Origin of the sequence: Burkholderia sp. 28_3, from assembly GCF_003253915.1 — a bacterium.
In the GTDB taxonomy this organism is placed as follows: domain Bacteria; phylum Pseudomonadota; class Gammaproteobacteria; order Burkholderiales; family Burkholderiaceae; genus Burkholderia; species Burkholderia cenocepacia.
In genome coordinates this window covers 432,620-456,336 of record NZ_QKZF01000004.1, presented here as the reverse complement: position 1 = coordinate 456,336, position 23,717 = coordinate 432,620, and the positions used below count along the sequence as shown (strand labels likewise).

The 23,717-nt window shown below is 67.2% G+C and carries 22 protein-coding genes and 1 pseudogene; 15 read left to right on the top strand and 8 right to left on the bottom strand.

The genetic code is table 11. The features are described 5' to 3' along the window. Nucleotides 1-3 precede the first annotated feature (3 nt). On the top strand, nt 4-327 hold the full coding sequence (locus DFS13_RS12870) for a helix-turn-helix domain-containing protein (protein WP_241308725.1): 324 nt from the start codon (nt 4-6) through the stop codon (nt 325-327). A gap of 274 nt (nt 328-601) precedes the next feature. Here the strand turns inward: DFS13_RS12870 and DFS13_RS12865 are convergent, their stop codons facing one another. Continuing rightward, complete coding sequence (locus DFS13_RS12865) at nt 602-1,078, bottom strand: GNAT family N-acetyltransferase (protein WP_111441779.1); 477 nt, start codon at nt 1,076-1,078, stop codon at nt 602-604. Between the two features lie 354 nt (nt 1,079-1,432). Here DFS13_RS12865 and DFS13_RS12860 point away from each other — a divergent pair, with 354 nt between their 5' ends. Continuing rightward, on the top strand, nt 1,433-3,097 hold the full coding sequence (locus DFS13_RS12860; protein WP_111441778.1) for an ABC transporter ATP-binding protein: 1,665 nt from the start codon (nt 1,433-1,435) through the stop codon (nt 3,095-3,097). A 42-nt stretch (nt 3,098-3,139) separates the two neighbouring features. Here DFS13_RS12860 and DFS13_RS12855 read toward each other — a convergent pair whose 3' ends face one another. Beyond that, nucleotides 3,140-4,177, bottom strand: coding sequence for an aldo/keto reductase (locus tag DFS13_RS12855; protein WP_111441777.1), 1,038 nt, complete (start codon nt 4,175-4,177; stop codon nt 3,140-3,142). Between the two features lie 129 nt (nt 4,178-4,306). Here DFS13_RS12855 and DFS13_RS12850 point away from each other — a divergent pair, with 129 nt between their 5' ends. The 5 genes and pseudogenes from DFS13_RS12850 to DFS13_RS12830 all read left to right on the top strand — a co-directional run bounded on the left by DFS13_RS12850 (nt 4,307) and on the right by DFS13_RS12830 (nt 8,322). After that, nucleotides 4,307-5,191 carry a LysR family transcriptional regulator gene (locus DFS13_RS12850; RefSeq protein WP_111441776.1) on the top strand — a complete coding sequence of 295 codons (885 nt, stop codon included), beginning with the start codon at nt 4,307-4,309 and terminating at the stop codon, nt 5,189-5,191. 315 nt (nt 5,192-5,506) lie between these two features. Continuing rightward, nucleotides 5,507-5,758 (top strand): type II toxin-antitoxin system prevent-host-death family antitoxin, encoded by a 252-nt coding sequence (locus DFS13_RS12845; RefSeq protein WP_111441775.1) that lies wholly within the window; start codon nt 5,507-5,509, stop codon nt 5,756-5,758. Then, a pseudogene (locus tag DFS13_RS12840) lies at nt 5,758-6,178 on the top strand (type II toxin-antitoxin system VapC family toxin). Before DFS13_RS12845 ends, DFS13_RS12840 begins: the two are co-directional and overlap by 1 nt. A 471-nt stretch (nt 6,179-6,649) precedes the next feature. Then, on the top strand, nt 6,650-6,949 hold the full coding sequence (locus DFS13_RS12835) for a helix-turn-helix transcriptional regulator (protein WP_085038359.1): 300 nt from the start codon (nt 6,650-6,652) through the stop codon (nt 6,947-6,949). 20 nt (nt 6,950-6,969) lie between these two features. Then, nucleotides 6,970-8,322 (top strand): pyridoxal-dependent decarboxylase, encoded by a 1,353-nt coding sequence (locus DFS13_RS12830; protein WP_111441774.1) that lies wholly within the window; start codon nt 6,970-6,972, stop codon nt 8,320-8,322. Between the two features lie 3 nt (nt 8,323-8,325). Here DFS13_RS12830 and DFS13_RS12825 read toward each other — a convergent pair whose 3' ends face one another. After that, nucleotides 8,326-9,243: a LysR family transcriptional regulator gene (locus DFS13_RS12825; RefSeq protein WP_006488454.1), complete on the bottom strand. Its 918-nt coding sequence runs from the start codon at nt 9,241-9,243 to the stop codon at nt 8,326-8,328. Between the two features lie 144 nt (nt 9,244-9,387). Between DFS13_RS12825 and DFS13_RS12820 the strand changes: the two genes are divergently transcribed. The 5 genes from DFS13_RS12820 (at nt 9,388) to DFS13_RS12800 (ending at nt 17,659) form a co-directional block, all read left to right on the top strand. Continuing rightward, nucleotides 9,388-10,611: a Zn-dependent hydrolase gene (locus DFS13_RS12820; RefSeq protein ID WP_111441773.1), complete on the top strand. Its 1,224-nt coding sequence runs from the start codon at nt 9,388-9,390 to the stop codon at nt 10,609-10,611. A gap of 121 nt (nt 10,612-10,732) precedes the next feature. Then, nucleotides 10,733-11,200 (top strand): cupin domain-containing protein, encoded by a 468-nt coding sequence (locus DFS13_RS12815; RefSeq protein ID WP_006488377.1) that lies wholly within the window; start codon nt 10,733-10,735, stop codon nt 11,198-11,200. A 326-nt stretch (nt 11,201-11,526) separates the two neighbouring features. Continuing rightward, on the top strand, nt 11,527-13,992 hold the full coding sequence (locus DFS13_RS12810) for a GH92 family glycosyl hydrolase (RefSeq protein ID WP_111441772.1): 2,466 nt from the start codon (nt 11,527-11,529) through the stop codon (nt 13,990-13,992). A gap of 65 nt (nt 13,993-14,057) precedes the next feature. After that, a complete protein-coding gene (locus tag DFS13_RS12805) occupies nt 14,058-16,736 on the top strand; it encodes a GH92 family glycosyl hydrolase (RefSeq protein ID WP_111441771.1) in 2,679 nt (892 codons plus the stop codon). A 101-nt stretch (nt 16,737-16,837) separates the two neighbouring features. Next, nucleotides 16,838-17,659: an SDR family NAD(P)-dependent oxidoreductase gene (locus DFS13_RS12800; RefSeq protein WP_006493314.1), complete on the top strand. Its 822-nt coding sequence runs from the start codon at nt 16,838-16,840 to the stop codon at nt 17,657-17,659. 87 nt (nt 17,660-17,746) lie between these two features. Here DFS13_RS12800 and surE read toward each other — a convergent pair whose 3' ends face one another. The 3 genes from surE to DFS13_RS12785 all read right to left on the bottom strand — a co-directional run bounded on the left by surE (nt 17,747) and on the right by DFS13_RS12785 (nt 19,751). Further along, nucleotides 17,747-18,526 carry a 5'/3'-nucleotidase SurE gene (surE, locus tag DFS13_RS12795; protein ID WP_077020761.1) on the bottom strand — a complete coding sequence of 260 codons (780 nt, stop codon included), beginning with the start codon at nt 18,524-18,526 and terminating at the stop codon, nt 17,747-17,749. Nucleotides 18,527-18,715: 189 nt separating this feature from the next. After that, complete coding sequence (locus tag DFS13_RS12790) at nt 18,716-19,024, bottom strand: AzlD family protein (RefSeq protein ID WP_006486305.1); 309 nt, start codon at nt 19,022-19,024, stop codon at nt 18,716-18,718. Continuing rightward, on the bottom strand, nt 19,017-19,751 hold the full coding sequence (locus DFS13_RS12785; RefSeq protein ID WP_111441770.1) for an AzlC family ABC transporter permease: 735 nt from the start codon (nt 19,749-19,751) through the stop codon (nt 19,017-19,019). Before DFS13_RS12785 ends, DFS13_RS12790 begins: the two co-directional genes overlap by 8 nt. 125 nt (nt 19,752-19,876) lie before the next feature. Here DFS13_RS12785 and DFS13_RS12780 point away from each other — a divergent pair, with 125 nt between their 5' ends. The 3 genes from DFS13_RS12780 to DFS13_RS12770 all read left to right on the top strand — a co-directional run bounded on the left by DFS13_RS12780 (nt 19,877) and on the right by DFS13_RS12770 (nt 21,956). After that, entirely contained in the window at nt 19,877-20,335 is a 459-nt protein-coding gene (locus DFS13_RS12780) for an Lrp/AsnC family transcriptional regulator (protein WP_111441769.1), read from the top strand. 225 nt (nt 20,336-20,560) lie between these two features. Beyond that, nucleotides 20,561-21,130: a hypothetical protein gene (locus DFS13_RS12775; protein ID WP_077020762.1), complete on the top strand. Its 570-nt coding sequence runs from the start codon at nt 20,561-20,563 to the stop codon at nt 21,128-21,130. A gap of 148 nt (nt 21,131-21,278) precedes the next feature. Then, nucleotides 21,279-21,956 (top strand): YebB family permuted papain-like enzyme, encoded by a 678-nt coding sequence (locus DFS13_RS12770; protein ID WP_006486296.1) that lies wholly within the window; start codon nt 21,279-21,281, stop codon nt 21,954-21,956. Between the two features lie 54 nt (nt 21,957-22,010). Here the strand turns inward: DFS13_RS12770 and DFS13_RS12765 are convergent, their stop codons facing one another. Together DFS13_RS12765 and DFS13_RS12760 are read right to left on the bottom strand one after the other, a co-directional pair. Then, nucleotides 22,011-22,643, bottom strand: a complete 633-nt coding sequence (locus DFS13_RS12765) for a LysE family translocator (RefSeq protein WP_077020763.1) — start codon at nt 22,641-22,643, stop codon at nt 22,011-22,013. Nucleotides 22,644-22,785: 142 nt separating this feature from the next. Continuing rightward, nucleotides 22,786-23,655 carry a PASTA domain-containing protein gene (locus DFS13_RS12760; RefSeq protein ID WP_077020764.1) on the bottom strand — a complete coding sequence of 290 codons (870 nt, stop codon included), beginning with the start codon at nt 23,653-23,655 and terminating at the stop codon, nt 22,786-22,788. Nucleotides 23,656-23,717: the final 62 nt, after the last annotated feature.

Here is a 23,717-nt window from a genome sequence, read left to right as displayed (position 1 = left end):
GGGATGAACCAGACCGAATTCGCGGCGGCGGGAGGAGTTCAACAACATGCGCAGGTCAACTACGAAAAAGGGGCCAGACTTCCCGATGTGAGTTATCTGGTAGGGATCGCGGAATTGGGTGTAGATGTCCAGTATTTGCTTACCGGCCGCACGTCCGACCCCGGCACTTTGGCGCTAACCCGCGACGAAGAACTGCTGCTTGCGGGCTTCCGAGAATTGAAGCTGCGAGAAAAACGCGGGGTGCTGGCGCTGGTGGCTGCGATCAACGGCACGCCAATGGAACAACCGGGGCCGGGAAGGGCGCCGGATGAGACCGAAGACGTTTGATTTCGTTGGACGTGCGGGGAGTGTATGGCCGAGATTTGAGGCTGCAGAGCAGCGGAATGGCCAGTCCGAGGGTTAATCCGGCCCCATTATGAGCGACGAAAACTGACATATCGAAATGGTGCCCCCGGGGATACTAAGATCGAGTGAAAGGACGAATTCGTATCCCGTGGGCTACCGCGGGTTGGGACGGCACATGTCCCCCGACGGTCTGGCGCGCGTGGCGGGCCGTCACTGCGTCGAATGAGCGGGGGGATAAATACCCGACTAACTGTACTCAGCGCGGCAGCGTCTTTCTGTAAACAATTCCGCCCGTTTTCTCCGCGACCGTGTCGTAGAGCCGCTGCGCCGTGAAATTCGTCTCGTGCGTCTGCCAGTACACGCGTTCGGCGCGATGCGCACGCGCGGCGTCGTACACGGCTTCGATCAGCGCGCGGCCGATGCCTTTGCCGCGCTCGCTGTCGAGCGTGAACAGGTCCTGCAGGTAGCAGGTCGGCCCGATATGCGTCGTGCTGCGGTGATACAGGAAATGCACGAGCCCGACGAGCCTGCCGGCGTGCTCCGCGACGAGCGCATGCACCGGTTCGTAACCGTCGAAGAAGCGAGACCACGTGAGTTGAGTGACCCGCAGCGGCAGCGCTGTGTCGTCGAAGCGGCCGTAGAAGCGGTTATAGCCGTCCCACAACGGCAGCCACTGGTCGTAGTCGTGTTCCGTGACCGCGCGTACGGTCAGTCCGGTGTCGTTGGCGTTCATGTTGGCGGACCTGTCGAGGAGAAGAGGGGGCGCCGCCGATCCGGCCGGCGCGTCGCAGGTCTCCACGATAGGAAGTTCGCGGCCCCATGGGTAGGCCCAGGATGAGCGTATTTCATGGCGCCACGATCTGCGTAATTCTCACGATGTCGGCTGTCCTTCAGAACCTGCCGTGATCACGTCGGTTGCGCTTGGGGCTGATGAGTTCAGCCACCGCGCATCCCCGAGCAGTGGGCTTTCTTCCGTGCGATACCGCCGCCATGCCGCCCCGAACGCCCCCGCGCCGCGCCTTTCACTCTGTTAGACTTTTTCGCCCATCGCCGCCATCCGGGCTGCGCCGTGCCCGGGTCATTTGCCATGAACGAAACCCGTGCGTCGCATCCGCTCACCGAGGTCCTGCGGGCCTATTGGCAGGCCGATCGCCTGACATTGCTGACGGTCGTGGCAGTCGTCATCCTGTCGAGCGCGAGCGCGGTTGCCGCGCCCTACCTGTTCTCGCGCCTGATCGATGCGCTGTCGCACCGCGGCGTGCTCCACGCGCTGATCGCGGGCTTCGTGGTTTATGCGATGCTGCTTGGCCTTTCCAGCACGCTGCAACGCGCGGTTCAGTACCTGGCATTCATGAGCGCGCAGAATCTGGGATTCATCACGAGCACGCGCTTTTTCGAGCGCATCCTGAAGAAGACCACGGCGTTCTTCGTCGAGCACAATCCCGCGGAAATCCAGAGCGCGAACGAGCGTGGCAGCCGGGCGCTGTCGGTGCTCGTGCAGTTGGGGCTGATGGACCTGATCCCCGGCACGCTGCAGATCGTGCTGACGCTCGTCACGCTCGGCGCATTGATCAATGTCGAGGTCGTGGCCATCACCGCCGCTTACGGCGCGGTCGCGGTGACGATCGCGATCGTTGCCGCGCGGCGTTCGCGCGCGTTCCTCGATCGCGCGATCGAGGCCGGGCAGGAGAATGCCCGTTTCGTCGGCGGCGCGATCAATGCGATGGAGACGCTTCGGCACTTCGGCAGCCATCGCTGGATGAGCGAACGTTTCTCGGAGAAAGCGCGCGTCGTGCGCGACAACTGGCGCGCGTATGTGCTGCAGCACGTCGTCTATCTCGCGCTGCTGGGTCTCGGTCTTGCGATCCAGTTCTCGGTGACGTTCTGGCTGCTGCTGCCGCGCCATGAGGCGGGGGCGCTGTCGATCGGCGACATCGTGCTGTTCAACACGTTGCTGCTGCAACTGAACCAGCCGTTCGAAATGATCGCGCGTGCGGTCGACGAGTGCGCACGCTCTCGCGCGGCGCTCGTGCCGTTCGCGGCGCTGTGGACGGCGCCCGAGGAGCGGCAGGTGTCGCACGCGGCGGCGTTCGCGCCGCGCGACGGGCGCATCGTGTTCGACCGCGTCGCCTATGCGTACGACAACGGTCGCGGTGTGACCGACGTCGACTTCGTTGCTGAACGTGGTGCGATTACGTTTCTCGTCGGCGAAACCGGTGCGGGGAAATCCACCGTCTTCAAGCTTGCGCTGAAGTCGATCGAGCCGACCGGCGGGCGCATTCTCGTCGACGGCGTCGATCTCGCGGAGATCGATCGCGCCGACTGGTACGCCGCGGTGGCCGTCGTGCCGCAGGATGTCGTGCTGCTGAACGAGAGCCTGGAAGACAACATCCTGCTCGGCCGGCCGCGCGACGCGCAGCGTCTGCAGGAAGCGGCCGCGAAGGCGACGATCCTGACGTTCATCGAGAGCCTGCCGGACGGCTTCCGCACGACGGTGGGCGAGCGCGGGCTGAAGCTGTCCGGCGGCGAGCGCCAGCGCATCGCGATCGCCCGTGCGTTGTACGGCGAGCCGACCGTGCTGTTCCTCGACGAAGCGAGTTCCGCGCTCGACGAAGCCACCGAGCGCGACATCATGGAACACGTGCGGCTGCTGGCCCGCGACGTCACGGTCGTGGCGATCACGCATCGGCGCTCGGTCATCGGGCCGGCCGACAAGGTCGTGCGGCTCGGCGACGCGCGTGTGCCGGCGTAGCGCTGCACGACCGCGTTCGCAGGCTCCGCCGGCCGTCGGCGCTTACCCGCGCAGCGGCGGATTGAGCTGCGCGAACGCCTGCTGGCGGCGATACGGAAAGTACGGATAAGGCGCTTGCGCCGCGCTCGCCGCATCGAGCTTCGCGACCTGCGCATCGGTCAGCGCCCAGCCGACCGCGCCGAGGTTCTGCCGCAGCTGTGCCTCGTTGCGCGCGCCGATGATCACCGACGACACCGTCGGGCGCTGCAGCAGCCAGTTCAGCGCGATCTGCGGCACGGTCTTGCCGGTTTCCTCGGCGACCGCGTCGAGTGCATCGACCACGTCGTACAGGCGCGCATCGTCGACCGGCGGCCCGAAGCCGGCCGTTTCATGCAGGCGGCTGCCTTCGGGCAGCGGCGTATTGCGCCGGACCTTGCCGGTGAGCCGGCCCCAGCCGAGCGGGCTCCAGACGAGTGCGCCGAGCCCCTGGTCGGCGCCGAGCGGCATCAGGTCCCACTCGTAGTCGCGGCCGACGAGCGAGTAGTAGACCTGGTTCGCCACGTAACGCGACCAGCCGTGCCGATCGGCCACCGCCAGCGACTTCATGATCTGCCACCCGGCGAAGTTCGATACGCCGATGTAGCGCAGCTTGCCCGCGCGCACGAGATCGTCGAGCGTCGACATCACTTCCTCGACCGGCGTGCTCGCATCGAACGCATGGAGTTGCAGCAGGTCGATGTAGTCGGTGTCGAGGCGGCGCAGCGCGTCGTCGACGGCGCGGACCAGCCGCGCGCGCGACGTGCCCGCGTCGTTCGGGCCGCTGCCGGTCGGCAGGCCCGTTTTCGTCGAGAGCAGCACCTGGTCGCGACGTCCGTTGATCGCGGCGCCGAGCACGCGCTCGGATTCGCCGTCCGAATACACGTCGGCCGTGTCGAACAGGTTCACGCCGGCTTCGAGGCAGATGTCGATCAGGCGGCGCGCTTCATCGACGCCCGTGTTGCCCCATGCGCTGAACAGCGGGCCGGTGCCGCCGAACGTGCCGGCGCCGAAGCTCAGGGCAGGAACCTTGAGGCCGGAGCGGCCGAGGGTGCGGTATTCCATGGCGGGTTTCCTTTGGGGGATCGACGGGTCGAGGGGCGGCCGCGAGGCCAGCGTTGGCACACTGTATCGGTTGCGGATATTTCGGATAATTGGGCAGACTTCGAAAATATCGTTCGGAAGGAGCGAATAATGCTGCTCGACAACCTCGCGCTGTTCCTGCGCATCGTGGAGAAGGGCGGACTGGCCGCGGCGGGCCGCGAGTTCGGGCTGTCGCCGGCCACCGTGTCCGAGCGATTGGCCGCGCTGGAGCGCCACTACGGCGCGGCGCTGCTCACGCGCACGACGCGCGCGATCAGCCTGACCGACGAAGGCCGCATGCTCGTCGACGGCGCGCGGCGCCTGCTGGCGGAGGCCGACGAACTCGAAGGCAGAGTGCGGCTCGGCGTGCAGACCTTGTCGGGGCCGGTGCGCCTGAGCGCGCCGGCCGATCTCGGGCGCGAGGGCGTGGTGCCCGTCGTCGACGCGTTCCTCGCCGAGCATCCGGGCGTCACGGTCGACCTGCATCTCAGTGACGGCTACGTGGATGTCGTCGGGCAGGGGCTCGATTTCGCGATTCGTCGCGGGGTGCTCGCCGACAGTTCGCTGCGCAGTCGTTCGCTCGGCCGTGCGCGGCGCGTGGTGTGCGCGTCGCCCGCGTATCTCGCGGTGCACGGCACGCCGCAACATCCGGACGATCTCGCCGCGCACGACTGCATCGTGATGCGCTTCGGGCAGGACCTGTATGCCGAATGGCCGTTCAGCATCGATGGCGAACCCCGGCGCGTGACGGTGCGCGGCCGGCGGGTGGCCAACGACGGCGCACTCGTGCGCGCGTGGTGCGTCGCGGGGCATGGTGTTGCGCTGAAGTCGCTGGTCGACGTCGAGCAGGATCTGGCGTCCGGCGCGCTCGTCGAAGTCCTGCGCGCGTTCTCGCCGGGCGACGTCGATCTGCAGATCGTCTATCCGGGCAACGCCGTGCAGCCGCGGCGCGTGCGGGCGCTGATCGAACGGCTGGCGCAGGCGCTGGCGGCGTGAACGTGTTGGATGTAATTGCGTCGGACTCGACGTGACGACGCCAATTTCGTGCCCTTCGGGTGGTCATTGTGGCGTGTTCGCTTCGGCAACGGCGAAACTCGGCATGGGTTGTCCTCGGAATCGGACGCGCGTGATTGAACGGAAACGATTCTTCCTGCCAGAGGACCTTGCCGCCGGAAACGGAACTCGTACGTAGGCGCACGAGGTATCGACGAAGAAGACGCGCACCGGGCCGGATCAACCGGGGCAGGCAATGCCGCGCAATCTCATTTGCTGTAGCAACATACCTACATTGATTGGTTTGAGGAGTCAATGATGACCATCACAACGCTCTCGAGTCGCGAACTCAACCAGGATGTGACCAAAGCGAAGAAGGCAGCGAAGGATGGCCCGGTGTTCATTACGGCTCGTGGCACACCTGCCCATGTGCTGCTGAGTTTCGAGGAATACCAGCGTCTCACGCAGCAACGGAGCAACATTGCCGACGCGTTGGCCATGCCCGGTGTCGAGGACATCGAGTTTGCTCCTCCGCGAGTGGAGATCGGTATCAAACCGGTTGATTTTTGATGATGTTCGTTCTCGATACCAACGTTGTTTCGGAACTCCGGAAGGTGTGAACCGGCAAGGCGGACAAAGCCCTGGCGGCCTGGAGTTCAACCGTCGACGCCCCCACGCTTTTTGTCTCGGCAAGCGCGATCATGGAGCTGGAGACAGGCGTCTTGCAAATCGAGCGCCGGGACACGGCTCAAGGCGCGCTTCTGCGGGCATGGCTTGACGGGCATGTCCTGCCGGAGTTCGCGGGTCGCGTGCTGCCGGTTGATACTGCGGTCGCGCAACGATGCGCACGACTCCATGTACCGGATCGGCGGTCCGAGCGGGACGCACTCATTGCCGCGACGGCGCTCGTGCATTGGCATGACCGTCGTGACGTGCAATGTCACCGATTTTATCGAAACCGGCGTTGCAATCGTGAATCCGTGGGCTTGAGGGAGCGAGCTCCGCCTTTCGAACGCGTAAGCGCGCCGGGTTCGTCGGTGGATCGCGCATTCATTTCACGGTAACGCTTACCCGCACCCCTTGCATCCCCCGTACTGGCGGATGAGCCGGGCCAAGCGACAGTGCGTTGCGCAACCGCTCGCTCGGCCGTGCGCGGCGCGTGGTGTGCGCGCCGCACACGGCAGGCAGGCGTATCGGGACGATCCTGCCGCGCATGACGGATCGCAATGCGTTTCGGGCCCGACTTGTATGCGGAATGGCCGCTCGGCATTGAAGGCGAGCTGAAGCGTGTTCCCGGCGCTGTGTGCAACGCGTTGCAGCGGCGCGCTTGCCGCGATCGCATCCGGTGCCGATACGGCGGTCAAATACACCCCAGCGTCAGCTCAAGTCGCCCTTCGAACCAATTGCACACATTTCGTCATTTAGCTAATATTCGAAGCGTTAATCGAGCTCAGCACTCTCATGGACGACGTCACCCGCATCAGCGCACTGGCCAACGAAAGCCGTCTGGCCGTGATGCGCTGGCTCAAGCAGCCGCGCAAGCATTTCCCGCCGCAGCCGCACGGCGATGTCGACGAACTCGGCGTGTGCTGCACGTACATCACCGAGAAGCTCGGCATCGCGCCGGCCACGACCACGCGCCACATGCGCATCCTCGCGGATGCCGGGCTCGTGCAGGCGACTCGCGTCGGCAAGTTCACGTACTACAAGCGGATCGACGGCGCGCTGCAGCAGCTCGGCCGCGATCTTTTGCAACTCTGACTCACACCGAGGCAACCGACATGGACGAACTTGCATTGCTGGCCGACGCAGACCAGCGCGCGCGCGCGTATCTGGCCGCGACGAACGAGCGGCGCGCGTTTCCCGACGCGGCCGCACTCGCCGGCCTCGCCGCATTCGACGAGCCGCTGCCCGATGCAGGCCGCCCGGCCGACGACGTGCTGCGCCTGCTCGACGAGCACGGCACGCCCGCGACGGTCGCATCGAACGGCCCGAACTACTTCGGCTTCGTGATCGGCGCGACGCTGCCGGCCGCGGCGGCGGCCGAGCGGCTGATGCTCGCGTGGGACCAGTGCGCGTCGTCGTATGCGAATTCGCCGGTGGCCGCGACGCTCGAGCGCCAGGCCGCGCGCTGGGTCGTCGATGCGCTCGGGTTACCCGAAGGCAGCGCGGTCGGCTTCGGCACGAGCGCGACGGCCTGCACGCTCGTCGCGCTGGTGGCCGCGCGGCGCGCGCTGCTGGCGCGCAAGGGCTGGGATATCGACGAGGACGGGCTGATCGGCGCGCCGGAAGTGAAAGTCGTGATCTCCGCGCTCGCGCACATCACGGTGAAGAAGGCGCTGCGCGTGCTCGGCTTCGGGATGAAGCGCATCGTCGTCGCGCCGGTCGATACGCACGGCCGGATCGACCCGGCGCAGTTGCCGCCGCTCGACGACATGACCATTTTCTGCGTGCAGGCGGGCGACGTGAACACCGGCGAATTCGATCCGTTCGCGGCGTTGATTCCGCCCGCGAAGGCGGCCGGCGCGTGGGTGCACGTCGACGGCGCGTTCGGCCTGTGGGCGCGCGCGTCGTCGAAGCGCGCGCTGACGGACGGCATCGACGGCGCGGACAGCTGGACGACCGACGGTCACAAATGGCTCAACACGCCGTACGACGGCGCGATGGTGATCTGTCGCGACGCGGCCGCGCTCGCCACCGCGATGAACAGCGACGCCGTCTACCTGAGCGGCGCGCACGATGCGCAGAAGAACCTGAACCTCGAATTCTCACGCCGCGCGCGCGGCATTCCCGTGTGGGCCGCACTGCGTTCGCTCGGCCGCGCCGGCGTCGCGACGATGGTCGAGCGGCATTGCGCGCAGGCAGCGCGGGTCGCTGACGGCCTGCGTGCGGCCGGCTACGACGTGCTGAACCGCGTCGTGCTGAACCAGGTGCTCGTGCGCGCCGGTACCGACGAGGAAACGGCGGCGATCCTCGAAGCCGCGCAGGCGTCGGGCGACGTGTGGTTCGGCGCGACCGTGTGGCAAGGGCGGCCGGCGTTCCGGATCAGCGTGTCGTCGTGGCGCACCGAGGACGCGCACATCGATCGTCTCGTCGCGTTGCTGACGAAGCTGCGCGGCGTGCACGTGGGTTGAGCGTCACGCGTCGTCCGCGGCCGACACGGTTGCGGACGCACCCTTCAGGCACTCGATGAAGTGCAGTGCGGCCGGCGTCAGCAACGCATGCCGCCGCATCACGATCGCGACCGTCAGCGCCGGCATCGGCTCGGCGAGATTCAACGCGACGATCCCGCGCGACTGGCGTTCGACCTCGGCGAGCGGTCGCGCGAACACGCCGAGCGCCTCCGTCTGCGACACGAGCCCGAGCGTCGCGGCAAACGACGGGCAGTGCACCACGCGTTTCGGTACGTCGAGGCCGAACGGCATGAAGATCGAGCGGATCAGGTCATCGCCGCCTTCGCCGTAGCGCGGCACGCACCAGTGCGCATCGACGAGCTCGCGCAACGAGCGGGCCCGCGCGAGCCGATGCCGGCTTCGCGCGACGACCGCGAACGCCGTGCGGAACAACGGAATGCTCGCGAATTCGTCCGGGTCCGGCAGCGCGTTCGACAGTTGGTGCGTGACGATGAAGTCGAGCGAGCCGTCGCGCAGCCGCGCGAGGTCCGTCGCGGTCAGTGCATCGTCGACGTTCAGCGTCGCGCCGGGCAGGTCGCGCGTGAAGGCCGCGAACGCGCGCGGCAGGATCGTCAACGCGACGGTCGGGCTGACCGCGATCGATACCGAGCCGGTCGTGCCCAGCCGCAACTGTTCGATCTCGTCGCGCGTGCGCTGGATCTCCTCGACGATCAGCCGCGCGCGAATCGCGAATGCGCTGCCGTAATCGGTCAGCGCGATCCCCTTGACGCTGCGCACGACGAGCGGCACGCCCAGCTCGTGTTCGAGCTCGCGCACGATGCCGCTGACGGCCGGCTGCGTGACGCCGAGCGCACGCGCCGCGCCGCGAATGGTGCGATGCTCGGCGACCGCGAGAAACGCATCGAGTTGCTTGAGCTTCATGGGCGATCGATCCGATGAGAAAGAAAGCGCGGGGCTCCGGGCGGAGCGCCGGGTGACAAGTAAAAATTATCGTCCACAACGAAATCTTGGATTTTTCTTATTGGTTCGAGTGTATATGCTCGGTGCTTTTCAGGAGCGGCGACGATGATGCGCGTGAACCAGCAGAGGCTGTGGGATTCGCTGATGGAGATGGCGACGATCGGCGCGACCGCGCACGGCGGCAGTTGCCGGCTCGCGCTGAGCGACGACGATGCGCAAGGCCGGCGCCGCTTCATCGCCTGGTGCGAGGCAGCCGGCTGCGAGATCCGCATCGATCCAATCGGCAACGTGTTCGCGCGCCGGTCCGGCACGCAGCCCGGCTTGCCGGCCGTGATGTGCGGCAGTCATCTCGACACCCAGCCGCTCGGCGGCCGCTTCGACGGCGTCTATGGCGTGCTCGCGGGCCTCGAGGCGATCCGCACGCTGAACGAGCACGGCGTCGCGACGCGGCACCCGATCGACGTCGTCGCGTGGACCAATGAAGAGGGGTCGCGCTTCACGCCAGGCATGATGGGCTCGGCCGTCTATGCGGGCGCGCTCGATCTCGATTACGCACTGGCGCGCCCGTGCATGCGGACGGGCGTGCTGCTGCGCGACGAACTCGAACGTACCGGTTTCGCCGGCCCCGCGCGCGAGCGACAGATGCCGAAAGCGTATTTCGAAGCGCATATCGAGCAGGGGCCGGTGCTGGAGCAGGCCGGCTTGCCGATCGGCGTCGTGACGGGGGTGCAGGGCATTTACGAGCTCGACGTCACGGTGACCGGCTTCGAGTCGCATGCGGGCACGACGCCGATGAGCGTGCGCCGCGACGCGATGGGCGTGGCGGCCGCGATGATCGCCGCGATCGTCGAGCACGGCCATGCGTTCGATGCCGATGCGCGCGTGACCGTCGGCCATGTCGCGTGCGAGCCGAATTCACCGAGCACGATACCGGGCAAGGTGCGCTTCAGCGTCGACGTGCGCCACCCGTCGCGGCCGGCGCTGCAGCAACTCGTCGCCGATATCGAGGCGATCTGCATGGAGCGCACCGCGCTGCGTGGCACGCGCGTGCAGGTGGAGACGATCGCCGAATACGCGCCGGTGGTGTTCGATGCGGACTGCGTCGCGCGCGTGCGGCAGGCGACGGCCGCCGCCGGCTATCCATACCTGGAGATGTGCAGCGGCGCGGGGCACGACGCGGTGAACCTGTCATACGTCGCGCCTTCCGCGATGGTGTTCGTGCCGTGCAAGGCCGGGCTCAGCCACAACGAAGCGGAAGATGCCGATCCGGTGCACCTCGCGCAAGGCGCGTCGGTGCTGGCGAACCTGCTGGCCGATTGCGCGCGTTGACTGCGTCGCCGGGTGCGGTTCGGCGCGCCCTTGCCAGCGTGAAAATGTCGGACAATGGCCGCTGCGCGCGCCGCGCTGGCGCCGTGCGTTCAACCGAAGCATTCACGCTTGCGAGATCCCCATGTCGACTCCCTTTCCCCGGGAACTGCTGAAGGCCGCCGATATCGCGAAGATGGAACCGACGCGCGCGGTGCATTCGCTCAATCCCAATGCCGTTCGTCTCAAGCGCCCGCTCAGCGACCTGACCGGGCTGACCCAATTCGGCGTTCACCTGCTCACGCTGATGCCCGGTCACGAATCGGCCGAATATCACCGCCACCTGTACGAAGAGGAATTCGTGTACGTGCTGTCCGGCACCGGCGCGGTGACGATCGGCGAGCACGCCAGCGAAATCGGGCCCGGCGATTTCATCGGCTTTCCGCGCGGCGGTGACGCGCATACGGTGCAGAACACCGGCGATGCGCCGCTGGAGCTGCTCGTCGGCGGCCAGCGGCTCGAGCACGACGTGTGCGAATACCCGCGCATCGGCAAGCGGCTTTATATTGCGGGCGAGCTCGAGGAGTATGTCGAGCTGCCGAAACAGCCGTAATGACGAATTGCATTCGCCGTGACGGATTCCGTATAAAAATCGAATCAATCGCCTTTTGTTTAGATAAACAAAATAAAAATTCGTAAAAACACGGGGTAGAGAAAACGCGTTTATTTGGGCACGCTGGTGTCCATTGTCCGTTTCTGGGTGCCGGTATTTCGATAGGTCGGCGCAGCTTTTTTCGGATACCAGAATGCGGAAATAAATACGCGCCCGGCATTTTCGACCGATTGCACGGGTGCGCGACAAGTCACGAAAAGATTCCTGATCGAAAGCTCAGTAGTTCGAACCAATGGCTTGATTCAAGAACGAAACGGAGACAGGCGATGTCGAGGAACTGGGGGTTGGGAACGGCGCTGCTGGCGCTGTGCGTGGCCGTGGCTTCTTGCGGCGGCGATGGCGATTCGCCGTCGGCCGTGGCGGCGAACATGTCGACGTCCACGCAGTCGCAGGGCAATGAGAACGGCAACGGCGGCAACGACAACAGCAACGGCAACGGCAACGGCAACGAAGCGGCAAGGAAAAACGCCGACATCCGCGTCGTCCAGTACGTCAACCCGCTGATCGGCACCGACTACGCGACCGACCAGCCGGCCGACCCGGTCGGCTCGGGTCTCGGCGGCGGCACGTTCCCCGGGCCGACGGTGCCGTTCGGGATGATGCAGTGGAGCCCGATGACGCCCACCGCGCAATACGACGGGCGCAAGGGCGACGGCTCCGGTTTCTCCGGCGGCTACTGGTACGGCGACACGTCGATCAACGCATTCAGCATCCTGCATCTGAGCGGCACCGGCTGCTGGGCGAACGGCGGCTACCTGAACGTGATGCCGCAGCTCGCGCCCGGCGACGCCGGCACGCCGGCCACGTTCGATCACGCGAACGAAACCGCGCAGGCCGGCTATTACGGCGTCACGCTCGGCAACGGCATCAAGGCCGAGCTGACGACGACGTTGCGCACCGGCTTCGCGCGCTTCACGTACCCGGCGCTCGCGCAGGGCCAGCAGGCGACGATCGCGATCGATCCGACCGTGCTGAACAACCGCGCGCAAGGCACGACGAGTGACACGGTCAGCGAGGTCGGCGACCGCGCGCTGTCGGGCACGATCGCGGGCGGCGGATTCTGCTGGGCCGGACATGCGGTGCCCGTCTACTACTACGCGGAATTCAGCCAGCCGTTCGCGGTGAAGCCGGCGCTGTCGAACAACCGCCCCGTCACGCTGACCTTCAACGTCGACAGCAAGCATCCGGACGTGATGATGAAGCTCGGCATCTCGTTCGTCAGCGAAGCGAACGCGAAGGCGAACCTGCGTGCGGAGAATCCGGCAACGGATGCGCGAGGCGAACGGAACTGGCGTTTCGACAAGGTGCGCCGCGCGGCGAGCGCCGCATGGAACGCGCGCCTGAACGCGATCCAGGTCGCGGGCGGCAGCGATGCCGACAAGACCAAGTTCTATACCGCGCTGTATCACGCGTCGCTGCATCCGAACGTGTTCAACGACGTGAACGGCCAGTATCCGGATTTCTACGCGTCGAACGGCGCATCGACCGCGCCGACGCGTCGGGTCGAAAACGGCCGCACGATGTACGCGAATTTCTCCGGCTGGGACATCGACCGTTCGTTCATCCAGTTGCAGGCGCTGCTCGATCCGGTGCGCACCAGCGACATCGTGCAGTCGCTCGTGCTCGATGCGAAGGCCTGCGGCGCGTTCCCGCGCTGGGCGTACTTCAATACGGAGACGGCCGTGATGCCCGGCGATGCGGGCTCGATCATCACGGCGAACGCGTATGCGTTCGGCGCGACGCACTTCGATACGCAGGCCGCGCTGGCGATCATGAAAGCCAGCACCGCACCGGGCGCCGCGTGCGCGGGCACGCCGGTGATGGGCAGCCGCGCGGACTACGACCGGCTCGGCTACGTGCCCGCATCGGGCAGCGGCGACAACCAGACCGCGTCGAACACGCTCGAATACGCCCTGCGCGATTTCGCGGTGTCGCGCTTCGCGACGGCGCTTGGCGACACGGCGACGGCCGGCGCGCTGCTGAAGTCGAGCAGCAACTGGCAACACCTGTTCGATCGCGACGTGATCCGGCCGAAGACGTCGGCCGGCGCGTGGGTCACCGACGGGTCGGGCTTCATGGAGGGCAATGCCGAGCAATACACGTGGTACGTGCCGCACGATCTCGCCGGCGTGATCGCGCAGGCGGGCGGCGCCGCGCCGGTCGTCAAGCGGCTCGACACGTTCTTCACGCACCTGAACATCGGCACCGAGCAGCCGTATTTCTACGTCGGCAACGAAGTGACGATGGCCGTGCCGTGGGTCTACGCGTGGGCCGGCGCGCCGTCGCATACGCAGCGCGTGCTGCACGCGTCGCTCGCCAACGCATTTGGCCCCGGCGCGGCGGGGCTGCCCGGCAACGACGATCTCGGCGCACTGTCCGGCTGGTACGTGTGGGCCGCGCTCGGTCTCTACCCGGTCGTGCCGGGTGTGAGCGGCGTTGCGCTGTCGAGCCCGCAGTTCGAGGCGATCACGGTGCGCGTCGGGCAGCAGGACGGCAGCTACCGCCTGCTGCACATCGCCGCGCCGGGCGCGGGTTCGGGCGACAGCGCGTCGTTCTACGTGAAGTCGCTGAAGCTGAACGGCACGTCGTGGCCCGCCGCGTGGCTGCCGCTCGAGCACATCGCGAAGGGCGGGAAGCTGACGTATGCGATGACGGCGGATGCGAGCGCCGCGACGTGGGGCGCCGATGCATCCACGATGCCGTCGTTCCCGCGGGCGGCGGGCGCGCAATAGGGCGGGAGGATCGAAGAGCGGGTCTTGCCGACAGGATCGACGCAGAGAGAGGGAGGGACGAACGGATGAAGCTACGTCACGTGGTGGGTATCGGATGCCTTGCCGTGTTGTCGGGGTGCGGGGGCGATCAGGGGGCGACGGACGCGAGCGTGCTGGCGCAGATGTCGAACGCACCGGGCAACCAGAACGATCAAGGCAACCAGAACGACCAGGGCGATCAGAACGATCAGGGGGAAAACGGCGGCGCGCACAAGCGATCGGTGTTGCGCAGCGTCGATCCGATGATCGGCACGGCCAACCTCGACATCAACGCGGACTGGAGCAGCGGCGTGCGCGGCCACGGCCACGTGTATCCGGGCGCGACCGTGCCGTTCGGCATGGTGCAGCTCGGGCCGGACACGGCCGGCGGCGCGCATACGCTGCCGTGGAACTGGGATCGCACATCCGGCTACCAGTACGACGATCCGTTCATTACCGGCTTCACGCATACGCACCTGTCGGGGACCGGCATCGGCTCGGGCGGCGAAGTGCGGTTCCTGCCGACGCTCGCGCCGGTCGATACCGCGACGCTGGCCAAGGTTGCCGCCGATGCATCGATCACCTACGACGCGTCGTTCAGCCACGACGACGAAACCGCGAGCCCCGGCTACTACCGGGTGAAGCTGGCGCCGGTCGGCAGCGGCAACACGCCGTGGAACGTGCAGGGCGCGAAGATTCTCGCGGAAATGACGGCGACCACGCACGCGGGCGTGCATCGCTACACGTACTTCCCGAGCGCGGCGACGCAGAAACGCAGCATGATCGTGAGCATCGACAACCCGATCGGCGGCTCGACCGCGAGCGGCAAGATCCAGGTCGTCGACGCGCGGACGATCGCCGGCTGGCAGTTCACCAACAACTGGGCGAACGACAAGCCGACGTATTTCGTCGCGCGGTTCTCGAAGCCGTTCGATACGCAGCACGTCGCGTTCAGCGCGGACGGCTTCAAGGCGTACCTGACGTTCGCCGACGGCGGCGACGGCGGCGCGGTCACGGTGAAGGTCGGCATCTCGCCGTCAAGCATCGCGGATGCGCAGGCCAATCTCGCGTCGGAAGTCGGCGCGAAGTCGTTCGACCAGGTGCGCGGCGCGGCGGAGCGCGTGTGGAGCGCCGCGCTCGACCGGGTCCGGATCAAGGGCGGCAGCGCCGACCAGCGGACGATGTTCTACACGTCGCTGTACCGCACGATGCTCGCGCCGACGGTCTACAACAACGCGGACGGCAGCTACGTCGGCATGGATTCGTCGAACGACGGCACGACGTCACCGCCGACCACCAGCAAGCATGCGAACCCGGGCTTCGACTATTCGTCGACGTTCTCGCTGTGGGACACGTTCCGCGCCGAGGCGCCGCTGATGACGCTGGTGCAGCCCGAGCGCGTCGACGGCTGGGTCAAGTCGCTGCTGACGCAGTTCGCGCAGAACGGCAAGGGCGAGCTGCCGGTGTGGCCGCTGGCGCAAACGGAAACCTTCACGATGGCCGGCCACCCGTCGATTCCGATGATCGCGGATGCGTACCTGAAGCACCTGACGAGCGCGGGCATCGACGACATCTGGACCGCGTTGACGACCACGCAGCGCGCGAGCGCGCACGGCTTCGACCAGTATCGCCAGCGCGGCTACGTCTATGCGGGCGACAACGCGTCGGTGTCGACCACGCAGGACTATGCGTTCGACGACTGGGCGACGGCCGCGGTCGGCAAGGCGGCCGGCAAGAGCACGGCCGACTACCAGCCTTATCTGACGCGCAGCCAGAACTACCGGAACGTGTTCAACCCGGCGCCGAACAACGGCTGGAAGTTCTCGCAGCCGAAGAATGCGCAGGGCAACTGGGTCGCGGGCTTCGATCCGACGGCCGCCGAGAAGACCGACTTCTCCGAATCGAATTCGTGGGTCGACACGTGGAACATCTTCCACGACTTCCCGGGGTTGATCACGCTGCTCGGTGGCACAAGCCAGTTCGTCGCGCAGCTCGACCGCACGTTCGATCCGGCCAACCCGCTGACCTTCCAGTACAACCAGGGCTTCCCGGACCTGACCGGCCGCAGCGGCCAGTACTTCGCGGGCAACGAACCGGCGAACCACCTGCCGTACCTGTACGACGTCGCCGGCATGCCGTCGAAGACGCAGGACCGCGTGCGCACGGTGATGGACGACATGTACTCGCTGACGCTCACGGCCGGCGATCGTGCATTGCTGAGCGGCGACAGCCTGAAGGCCGCGCTGAACGATCCGCGGCGCGTGCGCGATGCGGCGATTCCCGGCAACGACGACTGCGGCCAGTTGTCCGCGTGGTACGTGCTGTCCGCGCTCGGCATCTATTCGCTGAATCCGGTGGGCGGCGTGTTCTATTTCGGCACGCCGCTGTTCGAGGAGGCATCGGTCGACATCCCGATGGCATCAGGCAGCGGCGCCGGCGGCGCGTTGACGTTCGGCGGTGCGCGACGCTTCACGATCACCGCGCATACCGCGTCGGGCGCCGCACCGTCGTCGGTCAATCGCTACGTGCAGTCGGTCAGCCTGAACGGCGCGCCGCTGCATCGGCCGTACATCACCTATGACGAGATCAAGGCCGGCGGCAGGCTCGATTTCGTGATGGGCTCGACCCCGAACGATGCGTGGGTCGGCCAGTGGAACGGCCACGACCCGAACAGCGCGCTGGCGCCGTCGCTGCTGGCGGCCGGCGGCACGACCCGCGCGCAGTAGCAGCGCGCGCGGCAGGCACGAAGGGGCCGGATCGATTGCGCCTCGATCCTGTGCCTCGTCGCGCTTATGATGCGGGAACGCCACTGACTGGGTTCCACGCCATGGACGCGCCGCTGCCGCCGATGTCTGCCCCGATTGCCGAAACGGCACCTGAAACCGAAACCGCCGGCGAGCCGCGCGCGGCGCGCCTGCACCGGCCGGTCGCGCTCGTCACCGGCTCGACGTCGGGGATCGGCGCGGCCGTCGCGCGGCGTCTCGCGGCCGACGGCTACGCGGTGATCCTGCATTCGCGTCGCTCGGCCGAGACCGGGCGTGCGATGGCGCGCGAACTCGGCGCGGCTTACGTGCAGGCCGATCTCGCCGACGATGCCGAGCGCGTGAGATTGATTCGCGACGCGCTCGCCGTGCACGGGCGGCTCGACGTGCTCGTCAACAACGCGGGCGTCAGCCGCGTGATCGCGCATGACGACCTCGCGGCCGCCACGCCCGACGTGTGGCGCGAGATGCACGAAATCAACGTGATCGCGCCGTTCCGGCTGGTGGCCGAAGCGGAGGCCGCGCTGCGCGAGTCGGCGTCGCGCGGGCGGGCCGGATGTGTGGTGAACGTCAGCTCGCATGCCGGCGTGCGGCCGAAGGGCGCGTCGATTCCGTATGCGGCCGCGAAGGCCGCGCTCAATCACACGACACGGCTGCTCGCCCGCACGCTCGCGCCGGCGATTCGCGTCAACGCGGTCGCGCCGGGGCTCGTCGATACGCCGCTGACCGCCGACTGGACGGACGCGCAGCAGCTCTGGCGCGAGCGCGCGCCGATGCGTCGCGCGGCGACGCCGGACGATATCGCGCAGACGGTCGCGATGCTCGTCGCGTCCGATTACGTGACGGGCGAGATCGTGATGCTCGACGGCGGGTTGAACCTGACTTGATGGGGTGACGGGCGACGGCTGACGCGGTGAACCGGCGGCGCGCGCATCGTATGCGCCACCGCCGGGTCCGTTCGAACGCGCGATCGATCAGCCGAGGTTCGACCGCAGCCGTGCGAGCGCCTGATCGTGCGTGCGCTCGAACTTCAGCGGCGTGACCGCGATGTACCCTTCGCCCAGCGCGACCGTTTCCGAATCCGCATCGTCGTCGCGCGGCGCGCGCGCGAGCTTCAGCCAGTGATAGTCGATCTCGCGCGGGTCGCGTCCCGACACGATCTCGACGCCTTGCAGCGTGCCGGCGCCCTGGTTCGTCACCTTCAGGTCGCGCACGTCGTCGGCCGGCCGCGGCGGGAAATTCACGTTGAGGCACGCGTCGCTGTCCCAGCCGGCGGCGACGAGCCGGCGGATGACGTCCGGCGCATGCGCGAGCGCGGTGCCCCACGGCACCGCATTGCGATCGGTGAAGGCCTGGCTCAGCGCGATGGCCGGCACACCGACCAGCATGCTCGTCATCGCCGCGCCGACCGTGCCGGAAAACACCGTTTCGGTGCCGAGGTTCGCGCCGCGATTCACGCCGGACAGCACGACGTCGGGCCGCGCGCCCTTCATCAGGTGGCTGACCGCGATCGCGACGCAGTCGCCGGGCGTGCCGCGCACCGCGAAGCGGCGCTCGCCCTTGCGATGCACGCGCAGCGGTTCGTGCAGGCTCAGCGAATGCGACGTGCCGCTCTGGTCTTCGGCGGGCGCGACGATCCACACTTCGCGGGCGAGTTGCGTGGCGACCTGTTCGAGTATGTCGAGGCCGGGAGCGTCGAATCCGTCGTCGTTGGTGAGCAGGACACGGTCGAACAGCGGGCGGGTTGCTTGCATCGGGACGATCCTCGCGAAGGGCAATGAGACGGGAAGTGCGGCGTGGCGCAAGCCACAAGGCTAGCACTCCCGCGCGAGGATCGTCGTGTCGCGCGCATGACGCCGGCCGGCGTGGACGTGAAAACGGGCGCATCGCGCGCCCGTTCGTCGTGTCGTGGAATGCGGTGCCGGGGTGGCCGGCGGCACCGCTCAGCCGAGCAGGTAGCGCAGCAGGCCTGCCGACACGACGCCGACGATGACGGTCGGCAGGATCGACAGGCGCGTCGCCGCAAGCAGCGTGAGCGCAAGCGCGAGCAGGTCGGCCGGGCGCGTCGACACGAAGGCCGGCGCGATCACCGAGATCAGCACGCAGCCGGGCACGTTCTCCATCACCGACGCCATCCGCGGGCTCAGCGTGCGGTTGCGCAGCAGCACGTAGCCGAGAATGCGCGACAGGTAGGTGGTCGACGCCATCAGCACGATCGTCGCGACCGTGCCGAAATCCGGAAGCTCAGGCATCGCGCGGCTCCCACAGCAGCGCGGCGATCAGCCCCGCGCAAGCGCCGGCCGCGACGTACCACGCACCGGGCAGCGCGAGATGGGTGACCGCCGCGACGACGAGGCTCACGAACCACGGGCGGCTCGCACGCACGCCTTTCCACATGCCGCGCAGCAGCACCAGAAACACGGCCGTGAACGCCATGTCGAAGCCGTACTGTTCGACGTTGCCGATCGTCGGGCCGACCGCCGCGCCGAGCGTCGTCATCGAGATCCACGTCAGGTAGAGCCCCATGCAGATGCCCGCGTAATAGGGCACGCTGATGTGTGTGGCCGAGCGCTCGCGCGCGTCGGCGAGCGACATCGCCCAGCTCTCGTCGCACATGAAGAACAGCGCGACGAACGCGCGGCGGCGCGGCAGGCGCCGGATATACGGCTCGAACGCGGCGCCCATCAGGATGTGGCGCGAATTCACGAGGAACGACATCGCGACGATCAGCGCGATGTGCGGCGGCGACGTCCACAGATGGATCGCCGCGAATTCGGAGCCGCCGCCGAAGTTCAGGCCCGTCATCATCGGCACCTCGAACAGGCTCAGTCCTTTCTGCGCCGCCTGCGCGCCCAGCACCAGCGCGAACGGCACGAAACCGAGCATGACGGGCAGCGCCGCGCGCAAACCGCGACCCATCTCGGCGACATAGGCGGGCTTGTCGCGAAGCCCGGACGACGTTGAAACGCTACTGCTCATCACTCCTCCTTCGGGGGAGGAATTGTCTGCTTTTTTGACTCGAATCGGGTTGCGTTGTCGCCAGATTTTTCTCAGAATTTGGCATTGAACGCGTGATACACGAATTTTTTGGAATCGGATGCCAAATGAAACTTGACGCTATCGACCGCCGGATCCTGCGCGCGCTGCAGCGCGACGGCCGTATGCAAAACGTGGAGCTCGCGCACGAGGTGGGCCTGTCGCCGTCGCCGTGCCTGCGGCGCGTGCGGCTGCTCGAGGAAGCCGGCGTGATCGAGAAGTACGTGGCCGTGCTGAACCCGGCGAAGGTCGGCAAGGGGCTGACGATCTTCACGCGCGTGTGGCTGAAGGGGCAGGACGCGGAATCGGTGAACCGTTTCGCCGAGGCCGTCCAGCAGATGCCGGAAGTCGTCGAATGCCACCTGATGGCCGGCGACTGCGATTTCCTGCTGCGCGTCGTCGCGGCCGACATCGACGATTACCGGCGCTTCCAGATGGAATACCTGACGCGCATCCCCGGCGTGCTCAGCGTGAAGACCGACATTCCGATGCAGAAGGTCAAGCTCACGTCGGCGCTACCGACCTAGCGCGAAGCGGGCGCGCGGTGGCGCGTCGACGCGCGGTCATCGCGCGGTGACAATCGCCCGATACACTGACGGGGTGAGTCGCGTCGCACGGAGTGCCGGTGCGCTCGCGTACTGTTCGATGTGCAAGCAACTAACGGTCAATGCCGACGCGATCGGCCCAGCGGCGCTGCGTGGCGCGCCGGGCAGCGCGTCGCAGAGGATGCGTTTCTTCCTGTCGAGCCCTACATGCAGCCATTCAATACGCCGTGGAATTCGCTGGAAATCGTCAAGCTCGCGCTCGGTGTGCTGACGCCGTTGTCGGTCGCCTGTCTCGGCTGGCTCGTCGCGCGCCGACTGAAGCGGCTCGAGCTCGTGCAGTGGACCAACCAGCGGCTGATCGAGAAGCGGCTCTCGCTGTACGACACGGTCGCGCCGCAGCTCAATGCGCTGCTGTGCTTCTACACGTGGATCGGTTACTGGAAGGACATCTCGCCGGACGACGTGATCCGCGCGAAGCGTGACCTCGACCGCACGTTCCACATCTACCGCTACCTGTTCGACGACGACGTGTACGACGCGTATCACAGGTTCATCCACGCGCTGTTCGAGATGCATACGGGGCCCGGCCGCGACGCGCGGATCCGCTCGCTGATCCAGGCGCCCGACGGCGATCGCAGCGTGCACGGTTCGTATCAATGGAAGCCGGCGTGGTCCGAGCGTTTCTCGACCGCGAATGTCGTGTCGAAGGACGACGTGCTGCGGCATTACACGCGGTTGATGGAGCGGCTGCGCGTGGCGCTGGGTGCGACGCGCTGAAGGGTGCTGGGTTCGGGCGCTTCGCGTGTCACGCCAGTATCGAAATCCGCCACCCGGCGGCGCGGATTCCCGCCCTTGCAGATGAAGCGGATGCGGCGTGCGGCTGCGCCTGCCATGCTCGCGCCATGTCCACTCGCGCGAGGTTCGTATGGTCGTCGACACCGGCCGCCAGCCGCTTCTGATCCGTTCGCCCGGCGCGCGCCGGCGGCTCCTTTTCGCCGGCGCTCCCGACTCGCTTGCCGAGCCGTTGCCGGCCGAACCGGAAATCGGCGACATCGTCTTCATCCGCGTCACCGTGCGGCCGTTTCTCGAAGTGGCGAGCGCGACGCGTTCATGGACGAATCACGTCGGCATCGTCGTCGGCGAGCGTGGCGGCGAGACGCTGATCGCCGAAAGCACGTTTCCGCTGTCGCGCGTCACGACGATGTCGCGGTTTCTCGCGCGCTCCGATCGCGGCGCATGCGTGATCGCGCGGCTCAGGCAGCCGCTCGACGCCGCGCAGCGTCGCGAACTCGTCGCCGCGGCGATGCGCCGGATCGGTGTGGTCTACGACACGGGTTTCAATCTCGCGTCGCGCCGGCAGTTTTGCTCACGTTTCGTGCGCGAGGTCGTGTGCGAGGCGACGCGGATCGTGCTCGGCGACGTCGAGACCTTCTACACGCTGCTGCACCGGAATCCCGATCATCCGCTCGGCTTCTGGAGGATCTGGTATTTCGGCCGGATTCCGTGGCACCGCCGCACGGTGACGCCGGCAAGCATCCTCGATAGCGGTGCGTTGCGCGTGGTGATGGACACGCGTGATTCGGGTACCGGTCGCGACGACTGACGGCCTCGCGTGTCGTCGGGGCGCGCACGGTTCCGTTCGCGCTGCTGGCTGCCCTCAGTGCCGTCCCGCTATCGCGAGCCGCGCCGCCAGCCCCACGAACACCCACCCCAGCAGATACTGCGGTACTTTCGACGGCCGGCGGCGCGCGCCGATCCGCTGGCTCAGCCGGCTCGCGGACAGAATCACCGCGCCGTTCACGACGATCCCGATTAGGTTGAGCACCGTCGCGAGCACGAGAATCTGCACGGCGATCGAGCCGTGCTCGGGCCGCACGAACTGCGGGAACAGCGCGAGCACGAACAGCGCCATCTTCGGGTTCAGCAGGTTCGTCGTCAGCCCTTGGCGAAAGATCGTCGCGGTCGAATGGCGACGTGGCGACGCGACGGGCGACAACGCGGTCGCACTCGAACGGAAGGTTTTCCACGCGAGATACAGCAGATACGCGGCGCCTGCGAAGCGCACCGCGTCATAGGCGAGCGGCACCGCAACGAACAGCTGCGACAGACCGAACGCGGCCGCGAGCGCGTGGCAGTAGGTGCCGGCCTGGATGCCCGCGAGCGTCGCGAAGCCGGCGCGTCGCCCCTGGCTCACACTGCGGGACGCGATCAGCAACATGTCGGGGCCCGGCGTAATGGTCAGCGCGAGACACGCGCCGGAGAACAGCGCGAGCGTGGAGAAGTCGATCATGGCAGTCCCTTTTGCGGGTGCGGCGTAAAAGGGAATCCAGTTTAGGAGGGCGGGCGAAGCCGGTCAATCGAGCGAACGGACGATGGCCTGGCGGCACGGATCGCATGACGCATGCATCGCGCATGCGCCGCCTGCACGCCGTTCACTGCTTGCGACAGGCAACCTGATAGTCGATCACGGTGTTCTCGGAAGGCCGGTCCGGCTCGCCGCCCACCGTCGTCACGCCGAGCACGCCGGCCGCATTCCGGTAGCGCAGCGCGCAATACCCGATGCCGGTGCCCGAGCACGCTTCGGCTTCGATAATGCCGTGCTTCGCGAGCGTTGCAGCCCCGTCCATCGCGTCCGGCTTCTCGCGCGGCCGCAGCGGTTGCCAGCCATGCGCGATCAGTATCTTGCGGGCCGCGTCGAGCGGCTTGCCGTATACGTTCGGCACGACCGCGCGGCCGCTGCAGTGCGTGCTTTCGGCGGCGACGCGGGTCAGCCGCAGGCCGCCGTTTTCCTCGTGCAGCTCGCCGACAGGCGCTCCGGGGCCGTCGCCGCCCCAGACGAGCAGTGCACCATTCTCCAGACGATCGACCGAGCCGAGCTGCCAGCCTGCCTTGCGCGCCGTGTAGCCCAGCGCGACGAGCGTCGCGCCGTCGAATACGCCGAGGTTGCCGTTGCGCGCGAAACAGATTGCGCTCGTGCCGGCGTTGAATCCGCTCGCGAAGCTCACGACCGTGTAGCGCCCAAGCGGTGCCTCGGATGTCACGATCCAGTCGCGCTTCGCGACTTCGCGGCCGGCCGCCGTGGTCGGCTTCGCGCGATATTGCGTGCAGAACGGATCGAGCGAACCTCTTTCAGGCGAGTGCGGCAGCTTGCCGAGCGGCACGAGCGACGCTCCGGCGATATCGGAGGCCGTGCGCAGCGGCTCGGCCGATGCCGTGCCGCCGAACGTGGCGCCGGCAAATACCGCGACCGAAACGATCGACGCCAGATGCCGGGTGAGCGGCGAGGCAACGGAAGGAAGCACGCTGTTTGTCTCCGGGGAAAGTGGGACGGGCGCGGCAAGCGCTTTTTCGCCCGTCCGTCACG

Excerpts from the sequence above, each read along its gene's own strand:
- DFS13_RS12835 (WP_085038359.1), top strand. The coding sequence starts at position 6,650 with ATGGACGACGTCACCCGCATCAGCGCACTGGCCAACGAAAGCCGTCTG.
- DFS13_RS12800 (WP_006493314.1), top strand. The coding sequence starts at position 16,838 with ATGGACGCGCCGCTGCCGCCGATGTCTGCCCCGATTGCCGAAACGGCA.
- DFS13_RS12850 (WP_111441776.1), top strand. The coding sequence starts at position 4,307 with ATGCTGCTCGACAACCTCGCGCTGTTCCTGCGCATCGTGGAGAAGGGC.
- DFS13_RS12805 (WP_111441771.1), top strand. The coding sequence starts at position 14,058 with ATGAAGCTACGTCACGTGGTGGGTATCGGATGCCTTGCCGTGTTGTCG.
- DFS13_RS12765 (WP_077020763.1), bottom strand. The coding sequence starts at position 22,643 with ATGATCGACTTCTCCACGCTCGCGCTGTTCTCCGGCGCGTGTCTCGCG.
- DFS13_RS12815 (WP_006488377.1), top strand. The coding sequence starts at position 10,733 with ATGTCGACTCCCTTTCCCCGGGAACTGCTGAAGGCCGCCGATATCGCG.
- surE (WP_077020761.1), bottom strand. The coding sequence starts at position 18,526 with ATGCAAGCAACCCGCCCGCTGTTCGACCGTGTCCTGCTCACCAACGAC.
- DFS13_RS12845 (WP_111441775.1), top strand. The coding sequence starts at position 5,507 with ATGACCATCACAACGCTCTCGAGTCGCGAACTCAACCAGGATGTGACC.
- DFS13_RS12780 (WP_111441769.1), top strand. The coding sequence starts at position 19,877 with ATGAAACTTGACGCTATCGACCGCCGGATCCTGCGCGCGCTGCAGCGC.
- DFS13_RS12825 (WP_006488454.1), bottom strand. The coding sequence starts at position 9,243 with ATGAAGCTCAAGCAACTCGATGCGTTTCTCGCGGTCGCCGAGCATCGC.
- DFS13_RS12785 (WP_111441770.1), bottom strand. The coding sequence starts at position 19,751 with ATGAGCAGTAGCGTTTCAACGTCGTCCGGGCTTCGCGACAAGCCCGCC.
- DFS13_RS12775 (WP_077020762.1), top strand. The coding sequence starts at position 20,561 with ATGCAGCCATTCAATACGCCGTGGAATTCGCTGGAAATCGTCAAGCTC.
- DFS13_RS12790 (WP_006486305.1), bottom strand. The coding sequence starts at position 19,024 with ATGCCTGAGCTTCCGGATTTCGGCACGGTCGCGACGATCGTGCTGATG.
- DFS13_RS12860 (WP_111441778.1), top strand. The coding sequence starts at position 1,433 with ATGAACGAAACCCGTGCGTCGCATCCGCTCACCGAGGTCCTGCGGGCC.
- DFS13_RS12830 (WP_111441774.1), top strand. The coding sequence starts at position 6,970 with ATGGACGAACTTGCATTGCTGGCCGACGCAGACCAGCGCGCGCGCGCG.
- DFS13_RS12820 (WP_111441773.1), top strand. The coding sequence starts at position 9,388 with ATGATGCGCGTGAACCAGCAGAGGCTGTGGGATTCGCTGATGGAGATG.
- DFS13_RS12855 (WP_111441777.1), bottom strand. The coding sequence starts at position 4,177 with ATGGAATACCGCACCCTCGGCCGCTCCGGCCTCAAGGTTCCTGCCCTG.
- DFS13_RS12865 (WP_111441779.1), bottom strand. The coding sequence starts at position 1,078 with ATGAACGCCAACGACACCGGACTGACCGTACGCGCGGTCACGGAACAC.
- DFS13_RS12810 (WP_111441772.1), top strand. The coding sequence starts at position 11,527 with ATGTCGAGGAACTGGGGGTTGGGAACGGCGCTGCTGGCGCTGTGCGTG.
- DFS13_RS12870 (WP_241308725.1), top strand. The coding sequence starts at position 4 with ATGAACCAGACCGAATTCGCGGCGGCGGGAGGAGTTCAACAACATGCG.
- DFS13_RS12770 (WP_006486296.1), top strand. The coding sequence starts at position 21,279 with ATGGTCGTCGACACCGGCCGCCAGCCGCTTCTGATCCGTTCGCCCGGC.